15 protein-coding genes and 1 pseudogene are annotated in these 17,705 nt (G+C 41.4%); 2 read left to right on the plus strand and 14 right to left on the minus strand.

Annotation, left to right across the window (positions count from 1 at the left end; genetic code table 11):
* Positions 1 to 15: 15 nt before the first annotated feature.
* From AB5706_RS16725 to AB5706_RS16785, 13 genes and pseudogenes are all read right to left on the minus strand, one after another.
* A complete protein-coding gene (locus AB5706_RS16725) occupies positions 16 to 1,446 on the minus strand; it encodes a glycosyltransferase (RefSeq protein WP_233456045.1) in 1,431 nt (476 codons plus the stop codon).
* Between the two features lie 3 nt (positions 1,447 to 1,449).
* On the minus strand, positions 1,450 to 2,478 hold the full coding sequence (locus tag AB5706_RS16730; RefSeq protein ID WP_173773478.1) for a glycosyltransferase family 2 protein: 1,029 nt from the start codon (positions 2,476 to 2,478) through the stop codon (positions 1,450 to 1,452).
* A 17-nt stretch (positions 2,479 to 2,495) separates the two neighbouring features.
* Entirely contained in the window at positions 2,496 to 3,404 is a 909-nt protein-coding gene (locus AB5706_RS16735; protein ID WP_173773479.1) for a glycosyltransferase, read from the minus strand.
* A complete protein-coding gene (locus AB5706_RS16740; protein ID WP_173773480.1) occupies positions 3,401 to 4,591 on the minus strand; it encodes a hypothetical protein in 1,191 nt (396 codons plus the stop codon). Before AB5706_RS16740 ends, AB5706_RS16735 begins: the two co-directional genes overlap by 4 nt.
* Positions 4,588 to 5,436 carry a glycosyltransferase gene (locus tag AB5706_RS16745; RefSeq protein ID WP_173773481.1) on the minus strand — a complete coding sequence of 283 codons (849 nt, stop codon included), beginning with the start codon at positions 5,434 to 5,436 and terminating at the stop codon, positions 4,588 to 4,590. Before AB5706_RS16745 ends, AB5706_RS16740 begins: the two co-directional genes overlap by 4 nt.
* 11 nt (positions 5,437 to 5,447) lie before the next feature.
* Positions 5,448 to 6,692, minus strand: coding sequence for a beta 1-4 rhamnosyltransferase Cps2T (cps2T, locus tag AB5706_RS16750; RefSeq protein WP_173773482.1), 1,245 nt, complete (start codon positions 6,690 to 6,692; stop codon positions 5,448 to 5,450).
* A 67-nt stretch (positions 6,693 to 6,759) separates the two neighbouring features.
* The gene (locus AB5706_RS16755; RefSeq protein WP_368366202.1) at positions 6,760 to 8,211 is read right to left on the minus strand and encodes a sugar transferase; all 1,452 of its coding nucleotides are present in this window, start codon (positions 8,209 to 8,211) and stop codon (positions 6,760 to 6,762) included.
* Positions 8,212 to 8,599: 388 nt separating this feature from the next.
* Complete coding sequence (locus AB5706_RS16760; RefSeq protein WP_233456046.1) at positions 8,600 to 10,300, minus strand: ABC1 kinase family protein; 1,701 nt, start codon at positions 10,298 to 10,300, stop codon at positions 8,600 to 8,602.
* Between the two features lie 156 nt (positions 10,301 to 10,456).
* The gene (locus AB5706_RS16765) at positions 10,457 to 10,840 is read right to left on the minus strand and encodes a phasin family protein (protein WP_173773484.1); all 384 of its coding nucleotides are present in this window, start codon (positions 10,838 to 10,840) and stop codon (positions 10,457 to 10,459) included.
* A gap of 77 nt (positions 10,841 to 10,917) precedes the next feature.
* Positions 10,918 to 11,298, minus strand: coding sequence for a diacylglycerol kinase family protein (locus tag AB5706_RS16770; RefSeq protein ID WP_173773485.1), 381 nt, complete (start codon positions 11,296 to 11,298; stop codon positions 10,918 to 10,920).
* Positions 11,299 to 11,451: 153 nt separating this feature from the next.
* The gene (locus tag AB5706_RS16775; RefSeq protein ID WP_173773486.1) at positions 11,452 to 11,994 is read right to left on the minus strand and encodes a Uma2 family endonuclease; all 543 of its coding nucleotides are present in this window, start codon (positions 11,992 to 11,994) and stop codon (positions 11,452 to 11,454) included.
* 108 nt (positions 11,995 to 12,102) lie between these two features.
* Positions 12,103 to 13,881 carry an ASKHA domain-containing protein gene (locus AB5706_RS16780; protein ID WP_173773487.1) on the minus strand — a complete coding sequence of 593 codons (1,779 nt, stop codon included), beginning with the start codon at positions 13,879 to 13,881 and terminating at the stop codon, positions 12,103 to 12,105.
* Between the two features lie 201 nt (positions 13,882 to 14,082).
* Positions 14,083 to 14,229, minus strand: a pseudogene (locus tag AB5706_RS16785) (DUF6783 domain-containing protein); the annotation flags it as partial.
* Between AB5706_RS16785 and AB5706_RS16790 the strand changes: the two are divergent.
* Together AB5706_RS16790 and AB5706_RS16795 are read left to right on the plus strand one after the other, a co-directional pair.
* A complete protein-coding gene (locus AB5706_RS16790) occupies positions 14,167 to 14,316 on the plus strand; it encodes a DUF6783 domain-containing protein (RefSeq protein WP_319017204.1) in 150 nt (49 codons plus the stop codon). The pseudogene AB5706_RS16785 and the gene AB5706_RS16790 overlap by 63 nt on opposite strands.
* A gap of 172 nt (positions 14,317 to 14,488) precedes the next feature.
* Positions 14,489 to 14,890: a helix-turn-helix domain-containing protein gene (locus tag AB5706_RS16795; protein ID WP_173773488.1), complete on the plus strand. Its 402-nt coding sequence runs from the start codon at positions 14,489 to 14,491 to the stop codon at positions 14,888 to 14,890.
* A 101-nt stretch (positions 14,891 to 14,991) separates the two neighbouring features.
* On the opposite strand, the gene leuS is transcribed toward AB5706_RS16795, so the two are convergent.
* A complete protein-coding gene (gene leuS / locus AB5706_RS16800; protein ID WP_173773489.1) occupies positions 14,992 to 17,394 on the minus strand; it encodes a leucine--tRNA ligase in 2,403 nt (800 codons plus the stop codon).
* Between the last annotated feature and the right edge of the window lie 311 nt (positions 17,395 to 17,705).

Below are 17,705 nucleotides of genomic sequence, written 5' to 3' on the forward strand. Positions count from 1 at the left end.
ATACTGAATTTCAATTTACATGTGCTCTCTTATTAATAATGTCATTTTTTCTACTATATCTTTCCAAAGAAATTGATTTCCTGTAATTTTTACAATTCCTTTTATTTTTTTAATTCCTGTTTCATTTTTTATTATTTGTTTTGAATTTTTGTAGTGTGAAAACTGCTCAAGCTGCCTATGGAATATTTCAGAATCAAGAAACTCTGTAATAGACTCTTCCGTAAGCGAATCAATCCGTTTCATATTTTTAGAAAGGTAATCTCTTAAGAGAAATTGTTCCACCTCATGTGATTTTGATACGCCACTCTGACGTATTCTATAACTCAGTTCCACTTTCGGGATATTCCCAGCTTTATATCCATAAGCTATTGCTCGAAGGATAAAATCATAATCTTCACACCGAGGAACATTCCGATAGCCTTTTAGTGTTTGATAGACTTTTGACTTCGCCAACCACGTAGGGTGTGCTAGACAACTTCCCCAGCGTATAAACAGCTTGACATGAGAAGCTGTAATTGGAAATCTCATTTTATCTTTTTGAACATCACCGCTTTCATCTATTGTTTCAATGAATGATCCTACAATATCTAAATTATTTTGCTGCATATATTGAAGTTCATCCTTCAAACGATTTTTCCTACTAATATCGTCAGCATCCATTCGTGCAATAAACTTTCCTGTTGCTTTACTAATTGCTCTATTTAAACTTTGAACCAAGCCTATATTTTCCTTGTTCTCTATAAATTTTATTCTTTGATCATTTGCCGCTTGGACTGCCATCTTTATATTTTTGTTTTCCGGATTATCGCTAACAATTATGAACTCAATATTCTGGTACGTTTGATTTATAATGGAATCAATACTTTTATTCAATTCATCGAATGACTCATTATAAGCACTCATAATCACTGAAATTTTAGGTGTCTTGTCCATTTCTGTTCTCCGCTTACCTTTTTCAACCTCTTTGCCAGGAATTCCGACAATAGTAGCATTTTCTGTTAGGCAACTTTTTACAACAACTGCACCTGCACCAATTTTAACTCCATTGGCGATTTGAATAGCACCTAGTATTTTTGCGCCTGTTCCAATATCAACGTTATCACCAATAATAGGACATCCTTCGGTTTTGCCATTATTTCCGATGCAGTTATCCCCATGCAACATACAATTTTTCCCAATTTTAGATTCCGCATTTACAATAATATTACCGTAATGCCAAATATGTAATCCTTCGCCAAAAACCCCCGCTGGTATATAAATTCCTAATTTTGCGCCCAATTTATTCTTGCTCAATCGGCAAATGAATCTTGAAAAAATATTACTTGCCTTTTCTTCTGTACGCAGTTTTTTTTGAAAACAATACAGATACCATTCATGTTCTTTAAGCAACGCATATTTAAAAAATTTCTTATTATCTTCGAAATATATTCTTCTTGTGTTCTCCATTGCTTACTCGATTCTCTTCTTTTTATTCTGAAGCCATGTCAGTAAATATACAGCATAAATCCACCTACGTTCCATTGCAAAGTTGTAAACATATTGTGACTTGCTAAAAGAATTTTTAGGATAACTTCTTATTAGCGTTTGAACATCCGTCCTTGAACAAAGTTTTCTGATATTTTGACTTGCTGTTCTAAATCCGTTTTTATCCGCATAAAACACTTCAAGTTTAATGCAAGTACGAATATGCCCAATAAAATTCGTATCCAACCGATATTGAGCCTCTTTCGTCAATCCTAATTCCTGTATTTTTACACCCATATAATGATACAATTCCATAACAAGTTCCAATTTATTTGGCTTGTATGTATGCGTTAAAGAGCCCTCATTAAAACAATAATAATAAACAGGTTTATGGAGAACATATACTTTTTCGCACAAGGGATATGCCTCCACGCTAAACGCCAAATCTTCCCAAATAAGTTTTCTTTCAGAAGGGAACTTCAAGTTGTTTTCGGCAAACAGCTTTTTGTTAAACAATTTTGCAGTCGCTGTATAAGAAAGTGCATCTTTTTTCTCAGCATAATTTCCCATCATACAGTTAATTATCACACTTTTTATGTCAGCACCCGTATACAGACGTTCCGCCACTGCAACTTTCATTTCTTCATCTTTATAAAACATATTTGCGATTACTACATCTGCATCCGTTGCCTCTGCTTTTCCCAGCATAGCTTCAACCGCATCGGATGTTAAATAGTCATCTGAATCAACAAATGTAATATACTTTCCTGTGGCTCTTTCAATGCCATAGTTCCGTGTCAGGCCAAGCCCTTCATTTTCTTTATGAAGCGCTCTAATTCTGGAGTCTTTTAATTCATATTCCTTGCAGATTGAAAGTGAGCTATCTTTTGAGCCATCATCCACCAGGAGAATTTCGAGATTTGGGTAGCTTTGTCCAATAAGTGAATCCACACATCTTTTCAGATACTTTTCTACATTATACACAGGAACAACAATTGACACTTTCTGCTCCATCCTTTCTTCCCCTTTCCTCAATACCAATTTAATAGAATCCCCAGTTTCAAAGCAAGTGTTCCGCTAAACGTCAGCCTTTTAAAAGTCGGATCAAATAAAAGCGACACTTTATCATAGAACACTGTTTTGTAATCGCTTGCTTTTTTCAGGAAATCCATTTCCCCCGGTTGCAGAAGATCACTGTAATACTCTAGCATTGCTGTACTGATATTGGGGTACGACTTCTTTTGTAATGTCTTTTTCAGCCTATATTGAGTCGCTGTTCCTTTTGTTCCTTCTCCTGTAACACTAGTATCATACCGAATCCAATAGTAAAGCTCTTCATCTACATAATATACTTTACCAAACCAATGACATAATGTTCCAACCCACATATCATGTGGCAAATCGTCCACTTCTGGCCACACTCTGCAAACCAGCATTTTTGCACTCTTATTGATAACCGTTGCTGCACCGTAATTATATGTTTTAATTAACGTAAGTTTTTTTGTCAACTGTTCAGGTTTCAAAACTTTTACCTGTTCATCCAAGCGATTCAGTTGAACATCACTCCGCTGCATTTTACAATATGCCAGCTGTGGGACTTCATCTGCGTCCTGCATCGCATCAATGCACCGAATCAGCTTATTCGGTTTCCAAACATCATCCTGGTCTGCAAATGCATAGTAATCTGCATTGCCGCACATCGAAAGACCAACCCAAAAACTTTTTGCAAATCCGACATTTTCTCCCTTGATAATTTCAATTTTGTTTTGTGGATGGTTTTTCGCATATTCTCGCACAACTTTTACCGTATTATCTTTACTGCAATCATCTCGCACTAAGACTTGAATATCTACACCACTCTGCTCAAAAATTGAATTCAGCTGCCGCTCAATATACTTTGCGCCATTATATGTAGAAATTACAACTATTACTGTTTTCATATTTTTTCCATCTTTCCTTTATATACTCTGTCAACTTTCTCTCCCACATTTTTAATGATACTATTAGCTCTAAAATCATTAAATGCCCAAAGAATAAACGGAAAGAACGAGTAATCCACCAAGTCATTATCAACAAAATTTGCTATAAAAACTGCTATTAATGCTCCTAATACACATGCATTTCCTTTATTCTTTTTAGCTAAACAATAGGCAATAAAAAAATAAATAAGTAAAATTAAGATTCCATATCTTAATAATACATACAAATATCCATTATCCAAGACAATCGAACTCATATTTTTTCCATCAACATAAGTAATGTTGTCATTCACGAACGATTCATTACTCATAATGTTTATAAGGTGAAGACCAATTCTTCTCATTTTAAATATCGCCAGTCTAAATCTTCCTGAAAAGAAATCGTCAATTGTGTTCCAAATTCCGCCTTTTAGTAGTAAAAACATCATTGAAAATGAAAAGCTCGACATACAAGGTATACTTAAAATTGTAGTTCGATACAATATTTTATATTCATCTTTCTTCATTTTTTTTGCAAAAATAACAAATAAAGATAATGCCAATGACAGAATTAACGCATTTCTCGAATGACAGAAAGTATTTACAACTCCTGCAAGAAGCATAAAAAAAGCTATTACATTATCTCGTATTCTTTCTTTTGCAATACAGATATAATACACTTCTAAATAAAGAATCAGCAATGGCAAAACATTGCTATGGTAGAATCCCAATGAATGTCTGTTATAGTTAATTTGCTCTACCGTATTGCGAGATGTTAAAATGTCTGGCAATACTCCAAACATGCAAAGAATCAAAACACTGCTTATACCGATTACAATTATTTTTGAACTCGTTTTATAAACTCTTTCTATATCAACCTTTTTTGAATTATAAATAAGTAAGATTAAAATGCTCCAATATAAATCTCCGGTTTTCACACCATACAGCAATGTCACCATTAAAACAGCAAACATTCGGAAAAAATCTTTCTTTTTCAATCTCAGATTAATACAGGAAATAAAAATCAATGTATATGAGCCTATGCGCAAATATCTTGCCAATATATCCATACTACCGATATTATAGACATCGCCAATAAACAATGATACATACAGTATAATGTAGGACAAATAAAATAAAATTTCATCCTTTTTAAATTTTGTTATCACTTTTCTCCCCCATGATTCAACATCTGCGCAATGCAAAGCAAACTAAAGTTAATTGACCTAAGCTTTATACCATAAATCACACTCCACCCAAGAATCCTAATACATCCACTAATCCTACCCCCAAAACCATTGAGGCTAGAATAATACATTGTATCTTTTATTCTTATACGAAACCGATTCCAATATTTTTGAACATCCTTATTACCACTGCGCTGAAAAAAGTTCTGATATATTTTTACCGGAAGTGTGCAAAACTTCAATTTTTTTTTCCGAAAATCATCAAACAATTTTGTGTCAACACAATCCATAAACAGGCCTTCATCATAAGTATATCCTTTGTATGCTTTTAATCTTACAGCAAGGCAACTATTAATTGCATTGAATTTATTCTGTGGAATTTTTTGTTCTGGGAATTTAATATACTTTCCTTTCAGCCATCCTGATTTATTTGGCGAATAGATCACACCATTTTGCCCATATATCACCGGGGCAAAAACATCATATCTTTTATCCGCTACTTTACTTTTTAAGCAATCAAAATATTCCTGTTCTACAGGCGTATCATCATCAAACCAAATTACAATATCATCTTCGGACTTATTATCCAAGATAGAAAGTGCGTAATTATAAGCCTTTGATAGTCCTACATTTTCTCCCATACTATAGTAGGTCAGCAAATCAATTGGAAAGTATCCTCTATTTTCCACTACATAATCATCTGTGCTATTATCTAAAACAATAATGTGAAGATTTTCTTTTTGTAGTCGTATTAAATGTGAAATTGTAATTGAATCTTGTATTTTTTTGTTGTACAAAACGACAACTGCATAATATTCGTTCATCATCTCCGCCTTGTTTAGTTCTCATTGCTTTTAAGAAATACATTCTCATACTGTCTGCAGATCTTATCCCACGTGTACTCTTTCGCCACACGTTTTTTTGCTATCTGCCCCATCTCTGCAATTTCATCTGCATTCATTTGGTCTGCCTTATCAATCAACTTTGCAAGACTACCCGGTTTATGGCTCCAATACAAAGCGCAATCCTCTGCCACTTCTTTGTTGAACCCAACATCAACCAGTAAGTTCAAATCGGTACTTCCAAGGGCTTCAATCAGCGAGGGGTTTGTACCACCAACCGTGTGACCATGGAAATAAGCATAGGCATTCTCTCGAATCTTCTTCAGTAACTCTTGCTCGTAAACAGTGCCAACAAACTTAATTCTCTTATCGCTCTTGAAATGAAGTTTTTCTTCTAGCTCATCCAAGAACTTGTCATTCACATTCGTAATGATGGCAAAGTTTTTCTTGCTCTTACTCTTCATAAACTCTCGAATCATGACTTCAAAAGAATTCTCCGGCACAAAACGACCGACAACAAGGTAATAGCCCTTCTTCGTCAATCCTTTTCCTTTATACCAGTTCACCAGCTTTTCATCATCGTCAGCCAGTTTGCTGAGGGTCAGATCTGCGCCATACGCAATAAAAGTCGTTTTGGGATTTCTGCCCTTGATGCCCTTACCGTCATAGCACTCGTGGATATACTTTTCGATATTTACAGAATCACAGATTGCAAGATCACAATACTTAACCATCATCTGTTCAGAAATTTTCCAATACTTTCGAATCGGCACAGACCACTTGGCTCTCATCCACTCATGTCCATCTGGGTTTAAGTAAACAACGCCACCAAGTTTGTGAATTTCTTTATAAAAATGACCTGCAAGAGGACCTATGCGGCATGCCATTATGTAAACAATAGGATGAGGAATATGATTTTTTTTGATATGTTCACAGCAAGCCTTCAATGCCGCTACGTCATAATAAATAGCTTGCGCAGGACCAATTTGAGGAACATCAATTTTAAAGCAGTGAGCATTATGAAGTTCAAACTCATGATCATTAATTTTCGTTACACCCTCGAATTTATTCTCGTCCATGCAGCCATCACCATTAGCTTTGCAGGCAACATGATATTTAATATTTTGCTTATTTTGGTGGTATTCTGTAAGCTTATATACGAATGTCTCATACCCGCCGTAAGCACCCAAAGATTTGGCACCTACTAAATATACATGCTGCACTTCTTTTTCTTGTTGCATTCCTCTATCCATCCTTTGTTTATATTAAAACCTATCTATTTTGGGATTACTTATTTTTCTTTACTTATTACATTGATCCATCTTTCTTTACCACAACCATCACCGTCTTCAAAAGTATCTTAATATCCAACCCAATATCCCAATTCTCAATATATTCCTTATCCAGTCTCACAACCTCTTCAAAATCCGTAATATCACTTCTCCCACTCACCTGCCACATCCCGGTAATCCCCGGCTTAATCGCCAGTCTCACTTTATGTCTCGGTTCATACAAATTCGTCTCCGAAATCAACGGCGGTCTCGTCCCCACAATGGACATATCCCCTTTCAGCACATTAAAGAACTGCGGGAACTCATCCAGGCTCGTCCTTCTGATGAAATCTCCCACCCCGGTCTTATGTGACCCATCCGGCAACACCTTATTTCCGATTACTCTGGGGTCGAAGTCCATCTTGAACATTTTCCCATCGCCCAGTTTGTTCTCTTTCATAAGCTCGGCTTTCCGCGCTTCCGCATTCATGTACATGCTGCGGAATTTGTACATTTTGAATTTCTTTCCATTCTTTCCCACACGTTCCTGGGAGAAGAAAATCGGACCTGGGGATGCCAGGTAGATGGCGGGGCCCACGAAGATGGTAATGATTCCTGTGAAAATACAGCCAACCAGTCCGCCGCAGATGTCCATCAGGCGCTTCAGGAAAAGCTGTCCGAAGGATGCATAATTCAGACTTGTGGTCAGAACTGTATAGCTTCCAACTTTTTCCACAAACTGTCTTTTGCCAGTCTGATTGGTGATTTTTGCAAGGTTCAGATGAACGGTTACGCCAGTTTCGGTGAGCTTGTCGATAAGCCCGTCCGGGTATGGCAGATCTTCGGAGATGACGATCAGCACCTCGTCAATCCACTCCTGGCAGACGTACATAGGCACGTCACTTTCGCCGGCAACAACAGGGACGCCGCAGATTTTCTCACCGGTACAATCCTCATCGATCACAACCACTCCGGCAAGGGAATATCTGGCATAATTGTTTTCCTGCATGCTGTGCACTACGCTCTCTGCTACCGCTTTGGAGGTGATGATCAGCAGCTTCTTGTCGCCACCGTTTTCCATTTTTTTATGTAAGGAATTTTTCCAGATTTCTCTTATGGCATAGGTGAGGACCAGATAGATCACAATTGTGGTGATCAGGATCATTCGTGAAAAGCTCTGGCCTTCCTGGATTATGAATAGGTAAGCGATTGCAAGAGCACCTACTGCCACAGCATTTTTCAAGGTGGTGACAAACTCCTTATAGTGGCCTCTTTTCAGAACGCTTTTCATGGTGCCGGAAGTGAAGATCACCACCAGGTCGGCAAAGCCAAGGAATATTGCCATATTTCGATACAAAATATCTCCATACACATTGAATCCGTACCCGCGGAATGCATATGCCAAAATAAATGCCAGCTGCAGACAGATCATATCCAGAACAATAAAATCCGCATGTTTTAACCAGCCCTCTGAGTCCTTCCGATACATATTTTCCTTTTCCCTCCCAAGTACTTTTCTTCCGTTCAGCTTAGGTAAATACAGCTGACATAATCCTTCCATTCTTTAAAATGCAATGGCAAAATCTATTTTATATCTTATATTTATAACTTATCTAAATTTATATTTCCCGCCAACGCTTCTCGGTTATGCTTTTTCTCAAGCATATTTAGGTCACATCTCTCCTAATCTGTAACCACCGTTCATGCGTCAGCGGTATTATTTATTTCCAATTTCGACAAATTTCACCATTCCAGTCTTCTTAATAAAATACCACCCTGCCCTATTAGTGTCAACCCCTCCTGGTTTCTTTCTGGCCTTTCCTGCAAAGTTTGGTAATTTTATCCACTTAACCAGATTTTCCCACTGGTTTTTTCCACTACTTTTTCATAAAGTGTTTGATAAACAGATACATGAGAATGACCAGTGCCCCAAAGTACCCCAGCACTCCAAAGGCCGGAATTCCCATTATCTTCGGTGTCATGTCCGTGGTGCAGATAATACTGGAGCTGATCAGAAGTGCCATTACCCAAAGACCAAGCACGATATTCCGGATCAGGCGGCGCATCAGCCACGCCAGGTCATCGGAGGCGTGAAGGTCCAGGTTGATCTTGGTCTGGCCTTTCATACAGCCCTGCAGGAAATCTGCTGCCAGCGCAGGGATATCCACAGCGCGGAGCATGGAGCGGTACAGTTTTTTCCCGGTGCCCTTCATCTGCTTCTTCCAGTTCCCCTCCTCCAGAAAGTTTCCCTTCAGACGGGCAGCTGCAATCTGTACCATATTGATCTCCGGGCTGATATCTGCCAGCACCCCTTCCATATGCGTCAGTCCTCTTGCAAGCATGGTAAGGCCATGGGGCATGACGATCTTGTTTTCCTTCATTACGTCCATCAGATCTGTAAGGATTTCTACTATATCGATTTCGCCAAAATCTGCGGTGCCGTATTTCGCCATAAGGTCGCGGATGTCTGTGTAAAGGCGGCTCTGATTGGGTTTCCCTTTAAATTCTCCAAGTGCCAGCACTGCATCCTGGATTTTTCCAATATCATTCAGTGCCACCCCTTCGATAGCCTGCCCGATCAGCTCGCGGTCACGATCATTCAGCCGTCCCATCATTCCCATGTCGATCCACACGATCTTGCCGCCCTGGATCATCACATTTCCCGGATGGGGGTCTGCGTGGAAAAAGCCGTCGTCCATAACCTGCTTGATAAAATTATCCACAAATTTGCTGCCGATCTCATCAAGATCGTAGCCGCCTGCAAGAAGTTCTTCCTTATGGTCGATGGGAATACCGTCGATGTATTCCATAACAAGGACACTGGCTGTGGTATATTCTCTGTAAAGAATGGGCGTTTTTACAAATGCCACATTTTTGTTTTTCCTGGAAAATTCTTCCATGTTGGCTGCTTCTGTCAGGAAATTCATCTCTTCCTGGGTGACGCGCCACAGCTCTTCCAGCACAAGATTCAGATCTACCGCTTCCTTGATGCTTACAGGGGGAAGGAGCTTCACCGCCTTTTTCATCAGGCCGATATCGCGGGCCATGATCTCGTAGATGCCCTTTCGCTGAACCTTTATCACAACTTCTTCGCCGGTTTTCAGGACGGCGCGGTGTACCTGGGCGATAGAGGCTGAGCCAAGGGGCTTCTCCTGGATTTCCTGAAATTCTTCCTGCCAGGGACAGCCGAAGGCTTCCCGGAGGACTTCTTCTACTTCTGCAAATGGCATGGGGTCTACATCAGAGCAAAGCTTCATCAGCTCGTCGCAGTAGCGCTTGGGCAAAATGTCGGAGCGCATGGACATGATCTGTCCCAGCTTGATGAAGGTGGGGCCAAGATCTGTGAGAATGAGGCGGAGCTTCTCTGGGGAGACGCCTCGGGTGATGGCATGCTTGTGGAGGACGGCTGTAATTTCTTTTAGCCTTTCTTTATACGTGCCGGCGTCTTTGCCATTTGACTTCTTACCAGCTGTGCTGCTTTTCTCATTTTTATCCTGTTGGTTTTCCACTTCCAGATTCTTTCTTTGTGCCTGATCTGCTTCTGACTTCATCGTACTGTCATTCTTTGTCACACCCATGTCTGTTCCCCTTACTGAAAAGGCAGGATTCGGGTACTTTTTCTCCTCATCCTGCCTTCATAAATTTCTTTATTTCGTTCTGCAATGCCGTTCAGGATTTCCTGCTGCACTTCTTAAACAAGGCAATACTATTTCTTTTTCGGAAAATGTTATTGCTTATTCCTGAGGATCGTCCTCGTATTCTTCTTTGGCTTCCTCGACTTCTTCTGCCTCTTCTTCGGCAGTCTCCTCTGCGTCTACGTCTTTCGCCTGCATCTTGCTGATCTGCTCTTTCAGGGCAGCCAGCTGATCCGGGGTCATTTTGCCAAGTACTTCCTTCAGTTCATCCGGGTTGGACGGCTTCAGGGTTACGTTTACGTTCTTCTTCACGCTCTCTTTGATATTGTGCTTCAGTTCCTGATTGAGGACCTTGCCCTGTTCTACAGTGAGCTCACCTTTCTTTACCAGTTCATCCAGAACTTCTTTGGATTTCTCTGCGGTCACTGCTGCAGTGCCGATTCCTGCAAGTAATAATTTTTTGATGCCTTCTCCAAGTTCCATAGTGTGTGCTCCTTTCTTATTTACAGCTGTATCTGCCAACTCCCTGTGGGATTTTCGTTTTCAGCAGATCGGACTTCTCATAAAAGTCCAAGAAATGCCAGTCCTTTGGGTACGAAAATGATCAGTCCGGCGATGGCGGCCATGATGGCGGCGATCAAGACGGCTCCGGCGGCAGTGTCCTTGGCGATCTTCGCCAGGGGCTTGTACTCGCTGGTTACCAGGTCTACCACGGATTCTACGGCGGTGTTCACCAGTTCCAGTGCCATCACCAGTCCGAAAAGGCCAAGACAGATGCACCATTCCACTGGGGAAAGCTTCAGGATGATGCCTGCGATCACTACCAGGACTGCCATGACACAGTGGATCTTCATGTTCCGTTCCTTGCGGATGCAGGTGAAAATTCCTTCAAATGCGTATCCGAAACTTTTCGTAATTGGTGGCTTCTTGGGTGCTGTCATTTCGTACACTTCCTGTCTGTTGGTTTGGGGATAGTATAGCATATTTTGTGCTAAATTACTATAAATTTAGATATTTTTTACATTTTTCTCATTATTACTGTACGAATTCAAAAAGGGCAAGCTGCAAAACAGGCCTGCCCTTACATACATTTTCTAAATATCCAGTTTACTAAAATCAATCACCAGGTTCTCATAAATTCCTGTTTTTACCGAATCCTGCAGTGTATATTGTTCTGCATCTCCTTTTTCAAAATTATATACAAATATCTGATTCTTAGCCGCATCTATGATCCAGTATTCTCTTACACCTGCTGTTCTGTATTTAAAAAGCTTCATATAATAGTCCATTCGTTTACTTGCAGGAGAAACAATCTCAATAATCCAGTCTGGTGCACCATTGCAGCCTTGATCATCCAGTTTATCCGGGTCACAAATTACTGAAATGTCTGGCTCTACATAAGTACTAGTCGTGTCATCCAGATATACTGCAAATGGAGCAGCATAGACTTCGCATTTCCCCTTATGGGAACGGATGTACTCAAGAATTCTGGCTGACAGTTCCATGGATATTTTCTGGTGTGTTCTGTTAGGTGGTGCCATATAGTATATATGTCCATCAATAAGCTCCGCTCTCTCCCCTTCTGGAAGAGCATATATATCATCTATTGTATAAACTTTTTCTTCGAGTAATGGCATGTAATCACTCCTTTTCGATGATTTCTATTACTTCTAAGTATATCGAAAGAACTTCTTCAAATCAACCATTTGAAAATGAATTTTCATTGATATAAATCAAAAAGCAGTTTATAACTTTATATCTTTCTGCCGTTCTTTTAGTTTCTCCATAACCGTAGGATACCGCTTATAATCTGTATGGGGCAAAGCCTGGGCTGCTACCATTAATTCCAGGAAATCCTCCACTTCGGCGAACTGAATATAAACCATTTCTTCCAGGATCTGGTCAATATCTGTGAGGAGACTTCGGTTTAAAAGAAGCTTCTGAGCTCCTTCCAGGGATGAGTTTCCAGCGTTGATAATGTGGTCGCGGTCCATATCGGGGTACATGCCGATGGTGATGGCGGATTCTTTGGATACATGTTTGCCAAAGGCTCCTGCCACGTAGAAACGGTCTGCCTGGTTTAAGTCAAGACCGGATTCACGGAGCATGATTTCTACCATGGTGTGAGCGGCGGATTTGGTGCGGATGAATTCGTCGATGTCTTTCTGGTAGAAGTACAGACCGGGGGCATATTCCACACAGAGCTGGTTGTCTCTCTCCTGGATAAGAGGGCTTTTTTCCGGGGAAAGCTTGCCGCGGATGTCGATCCAGCCTTCCAGGAAAAGCTCTGCGATCAGGTCTATGATGCCGGAACCACAGATTCCCTGAGGCGGAGTTTCTCTCTTTCCATTACTGTCTTTGCATTTCTCATCTGATACATCTTCTGACAATAAATTTGTCATTTTTTCAGTGTTAGATTGTACTGAATCTGTGATATTTTTCTGGTTTTTTCTCTCTCCATGCATAACTTCAAAGCATTCTGCCTGTTTTCCAATTACATGCACAAAGATGTTTCCATCCCTTATCTTCACTTCATCTACTGCCCCTACGTCTGCCCGCATTCCAGTGCGCACCACGCCTCCCTCCAGCGCTGGTCCTGCTGCGCCTGCGCCGCAGAGAAGAAATTCTTTATTTCCGATCACCAGCTCGCCGTTGGTTCCGATATCGAAGAAAACACTGATCTCGTTTTTCTTGTATAATTCAGTGTCAATCATGCCACTGATAATATCGCCGCCAAGGTAGTTTGACTTGGCAGGATAACAATAAACGTAGCCTTTCAGCGGAATGTCCAGATCGCGCGCCAGCTGGAAGCCGGGGCAGTCGGCATGGACTGCGTGTGGGGTGTAAAAGACGCAGAAAGCGTCCATTCCCAGAAGGAAGTGAATCATGGTGGTGTTGCCTGCGATTACCATGGAGAGTGCACTGCGTGAAATACTTCTCGCTTTTTGGGCAGCATTTTTCGCCCCTCTGTCGTCACACGATTCGCTCACACCGTTATTTTCTGTCTTTTGTTCAGAAGGTGTACCTTGCATTTCCAGACTTGCATCCAGCTTATCCAAACATTCACATATGGATTCCACCGTAGCCCGCCGCACTTCTTCCAGCTTTTCCCTATTATCTTTACAGTAAAAAATCCTGGACAGAATATCTGTCCCCCACTGGATCTGCTTATTGAAGCAGCTGACTTCCTTCAAAATCTCTCCACTGTTGCAGTCCAGAAGTCTCGCCACCACAGTGGTACTTCCCAGATCCACCGCCAGCCCATAATGCTGCACGGTGGTATCTCCTTCCTCAATCTCCACCATTTCCCAGTTTTCCCCATTCCAAGCAAGGGAAACCGTTATTTTCCACTTTGCGTTGTCTAGCAAAGGGTATAACTTCCGCAAAATGTGGACAGTTATATGAACTCGCTCTTCCACACCTGCTACCGCCAGGCTATCCAGGATCCGCTGCTGATCTGAGCGGGGATCGTCTTCAGTTGGGAGGGGGAGTTTGAGATATATTTTTCGGCTGAGACCATTCATCGTTTTTCAGCTCCTTATTCTTTACTCATTTTGAGTGCATTTATATATTCTATTCCTTTTTGGGTATTTTTTATTGACGTAATTCGAATTATTCTATATAATAAATATATGTATTTCAAATTTAATATATTTTCCCGAGCAGTTGGGGGACGTGCTCTCACCCATCCGAGTTTTTATGGAGGAGGTGATACTTATGTCAACCTATGAAGAATTTATGGTTATTTTAACCGCAGGTATTTTACTTGTTTCTATTCCAGAGCATGTTTGAAAAAGGCTTTCTGCAAGATGTGCGTCACAATTTGTGGGAGATTTTGCCCGGATGAGGGCGCCGTAGCGGGCTACGGCAACCGAATTCGGACAAAATATACCGCAAAGTGGGGCGTGCAGATTGCAGGAATGCTTTTTCAAACAGGCTCTGGAATTCGCCATACATAAGAAATAGCCGTCCTAACCCTGGAAAAGTTGCGGAACGGCTATCTCAATAGTCAACACCCAATATAACAGGATCAGGTAGAGAGCATCTACCTTCCAACTGTTCTGGTGAGTATATTATATCTATTCTATATGATTTTGTCAATCAATAATAGAAAATGGAGGGATTTTTATCATGACTTTTGGAAAAAGACTTATGCAGCTGCGTAAAGAACATGGTTATCGCAATCGCGACACTTTCGCGGCTGAGCTTGGCATTCCTGCCAACACTTTGCGCAATTACGAAATGGACATTCGGGAACCTGGCTTTCCATTTCTTATAAAGATATCGCAGTTTTTTCACGTCTCTACCGATTACCTGTTAGGATTAACAGAAGAAAGAGCGACTACAGCTGTCGATGTTCAATCCCTCTCCGAACAGCAGCTTATCGAGAAATATCGTCTTCTCGACAGCACTGGAAAAGAACTTGTAGATTACGCAATTGCCATTGAATTAAAGCGAACCACTTTATTGGAAAATCAAAAAAATCGCATTCTACATTATGAGCAGGCGTTTAATTTCTTAAAACAGTCATAATCGTTTATGCATTTTCTATATACTTCTATATCCAACAGTGGACTATCTCAAAAAACTCCCCACCAGTCATTCAGTGGGGAGTTTCTCTATTCCAGTAATCTTTATTTCGCAACAAAGTTTACAATCTTATTCGGTACATAAATCTCTTTTACAAGGGTCTTTCCTTCCAAGAAGGAAGCAACTCTCTCGTCCTTCTTAGCCAGCTCAAGAGCTTCCTCTTTCGCGCAGCCGTTGGGGATTACGATGGTTCCACGGACTTTTCCGTTGACCTGGACACCAATCTCTACGGATGCTTCTACAGTCTTGCTCTCCTCGTACTCCGGCCACTGGGAAAGGGAAAGTAAGCCTTCTCCGCCGATGGTCTCCCAGATTTCCTCGCAAAGATGAGGTGCAAACGGGCAAAGGAGCTTGATGAAGATTACAAGGTCATTCTTGCTGATCTTGCCAACTGCATAAATCTCATTGATCAGAGTCATCAGGCAGGCAATTGCAGTGTTGAACTTCATAGCCTCAATATCGGAGGATACCTTCTTGATTGCCTTATGGATCTTAACCTCCATATCCTTGGCTGCCGGCTCCTCTGTCATAATATCGGTCAGTCCTGCAACTCTCTCAAGGAAACGCTTGCAGCCTCTTACGGAGCTGTCGTTCCACGGAGCAGCTGCGCCGTAGTCACCCATGAAGAGAACGTAAGTACGAAGTGCATCTGCACCATACTCATTTACAATGTCAAGCGGGTCAACAACGTTGCCCTTGGATTTACTCATCTTGTCACCGTCTGAGCCAAGGATCATACCCTGTGCAGAACGTTTCGCATATGGCTCCGGAGTATTGACAATTCCCATGTCATACAGGAAATGATGCCAGAATCTGGAGTAGATCATATGTCTGGTTACATGCTCCATACCGCCGTTGTACCAGTCAACCGGCATCCAGTATTCCATCTTCTTGCGGTCTGCAAGAGCTTCTGTATTGTGTGGATCCACATAACGAAGGAAATACCAGGAAGATCCAGCCCACTGTGGCATGGTATCAGTCTCTCTCTTGGCATCGCCGCCGCATTTCGGGCATTTGCAGTTTACGAAGGAATCGATCTTTGCAAGTGGAGACTGTCCGTCCTCACCTGGCTGGAAATCCTTGATCTTCGGCAGACGAAGCGGAAGCTCCTCATATGGAACCGCTACGTCACCGCACTTTGGACAATGAACGATCGGGATTGGCTCGCCCCAGTATCTCTGACGGTTGAATGCCCAGTCTTTCATCTTATACTGAACACCAGCTTTACCAATGCCCTTCTTCTCAAGCTCTTCCAGCATGCGCTTGATGGAATCCTTCTTATTTGTATAGCCATTCAGGAAATCGGAGTTGATCATCTCGCCGTCACCTGTGTAGGCTTCTTTCTCAATATCGCCGCCCTTGATAACCTGGATAATGTCAATACCAAATTTCTTGGCGAAATCATAGTCTCTCTGGTCATGTGCCGGTACCGCCATGATCGCGCCGGTACCATATCCCATCATTACATAGTCTGCAATGTAGATCGGGATCTTCTTGCCATTTACAGGATTTACGCCTTCAAGTCCCTGGATGCATACACCTGTTTTCTCTTTTACAAGCTGGGTTCTCTCGAACTCAGTCTTCTTCGCACACTCTTCACGGTAAGCCTTGATCGCATCCATGTTTGTGATGCGGTCAGCATACTTGTCGATCAGCGGATGCTCCGGTGCGATAACCATGAAGGTTACACCGAACAGGGTATCTGGTCTGGTGGTGTAAATCTGCAGGGTCTCATCAATTCCGTCAACTGAGAAGTTTACGAAAGCACCTGTGGATTTACCGATCCAGTTTACCTGCTGCTGCTTGATGTTCGCCGGATAGTCCACATCCTCCAGTCCCTCAAGAAGCTTGTCTGCATACTGGGTGATTCTTAAATACCAGACATCCTTGGACTTCTGGATAACGTCGCTGTGGCAGATATCGCATTTGCCGCCCTGACTATCCTCATTGGAAAGAACAACCTTACAGGATGGGCAATAGTTAACTAATGTCTTATCACGGAAAACAAGTCCGTTCTCAAACATTTTCAGGAAAATCCACTGGGTCCATTTATAGAAATCTTCCTGTGTGGTATCGATCACACGGCTCCAGTCAAAGGAGAATCCAACACTCTTCAGCTGATTGGTGAATTTCGCAATGTTCTGGTCTGTGATCTCACGAGGATGTGTATTCGTCTTAATCGCATAATTCTCAGTAGGAAGTCCGAATGCATCGAATCCGATGGGGAACAGTACATTGTATCCCTGCATTCTTCTCTTTCTGGAAAGTACCTCGATACTGGAATATGCCTTAATATGTCCGACGTGCATTCCCGCACCACTTGGGTATGGGAACTCTACAAGGCCGTAGAATTTCGGTTTATCACTTCCGTCAACAGCTTTAAATGCCTGCTGCTCTTCCCACTTTTTCTGCCATTTCGGCTCGATTTTCTTAAAATTGTGTTTCATTGATGGTTCCTCCACATTTATTGTGCCTGTCATAACTGTTCAATGCCTTCACAGTTATTACCTATCATAACTGTTTAATACTTCCACAGCTATTGCCTGTCAACAAAATAACCATCGACTGATCAGCCTGTTTATCGCGCAGATCAGGCGCGTTATTTTGCAAAAATCCTTTTATCATTCTAATCCAACATAGTGGTTTTGTCAACGAGAAACCGCCTCTATTGCGGCCTGAAGTATGAACCATTTATGATAATGTCCTAATATACCACAAAGGAAAATGTCCCAATGTAGTATAATGCTTCCATCAACAG

The organism is Ruminococcus sp. RTP21484sp1_RTP21277st1_D2_RTP21277_210401 (genome assembly GCF_040924225.1).
Lineage (GTDB): Bacteria > Bacillota > Clostridia > Lachnospirales > Lachnospiraceae > Blautia_A > Blautia_A faecis.

Bases quoted from the DNA above. Each gene is read 5' to 3' on its own strand.
- AB5706_RS16725 (WP_233456045.1), bottom strand. From the start codon at position 1,446: ATGGAGAACACAAGAAGAATATATTTCGAAGATAATAAGAAATTTTTT.
- AB5706_RS16765 (WP_173773484.1), bottom strand. From the start codon at position 10,840: ATGGAACTTGGAGAAGGCATCAAAAAATTATTACTTGCAGGAATCGGC.
- AB5706_RS16755 (WP_368366202.1), bottom strand. From the start codon at position 8,211: ATGTATCGGAAGGACTCAGAGGGCTGGTTAAAACATGCGGATTTTATT.
- AB5706_RS16795 (WP_173773488.1), top strand. From the start codon at position 14,489: ATGACTTTTGGAAAAAGACTTATGCAGCTGCGTAAAGAACATGGTTAT.
- AB5706_RS16775 (WP_173773486.1), bottom strand. From the start codon at position 11,994: ATGCCATTACTCGAAGAAAAAGTTTATACAATAGATGATATATATGCT.
- AB5706_RS16745 (WP_173773481.1), bottom strand. From the start codon at position 5,436: ATGATGAACGAATATTATGCAGTTGTCGTTTTGTACAACAAAAAAATA.
- AB5706_RS16790 (WP_319017204.1), top strand. From the start codon at position 14,167: ATGTGCGTCACAATTTGTGGGAGATTTTGCCCGGATGAGGGCGCCGTA.
- AB5706_RS16760 (WP_233456046.1), bottom strand. From the start codon at position 10,300: ATGGGTGTGACAAAGAATGACAGTACGATGAAGTCAGAAGCAGATCAG.
- AB5706_RS16780 (WP_173773487.1), bottom strand. From the start codon at position 13,881: ATGAATGGTCTCAGCCGAAAAATATATCTCAAACTCCCCCTCCCAACT.
- cps2T (WP_173773482.1), bottom strand. From the start codon at position 6,692: ATGCAACAAGAAAAAGAAGTGCAGCATGTATATTTAGTAGGTGCCAAA.
- leuS (WP_173773489.1), bottom strand. From the start codon at position 17,394: ATGAAACACAATTTTAAGAAAATCGAGCCGAAATGGCAGAAAAAGTGG.
- AB5706_RS16770 (WP_173773485.1), bottom strand. From the start codon at position 11,298: ATGACAGCACCCAAGAAGCCACCAATTACGAAAAGTTTCGGATACGCA.
- AB5706_RS16730 (WP_173773478.1), bottom strand. From the start codon at position 2,478: ATGGAGCAGAAAGTGTCAATTGTTGTTCCTGTGTATAATGTAGAAAAG.
- AB5706_RS16735 (WP_173773479.1), bottom strand. From the start codon at position 3,404: ATGAAAACAGTAATAGTTGTAATTTCTACATATAATGGCGCAAAGTAT.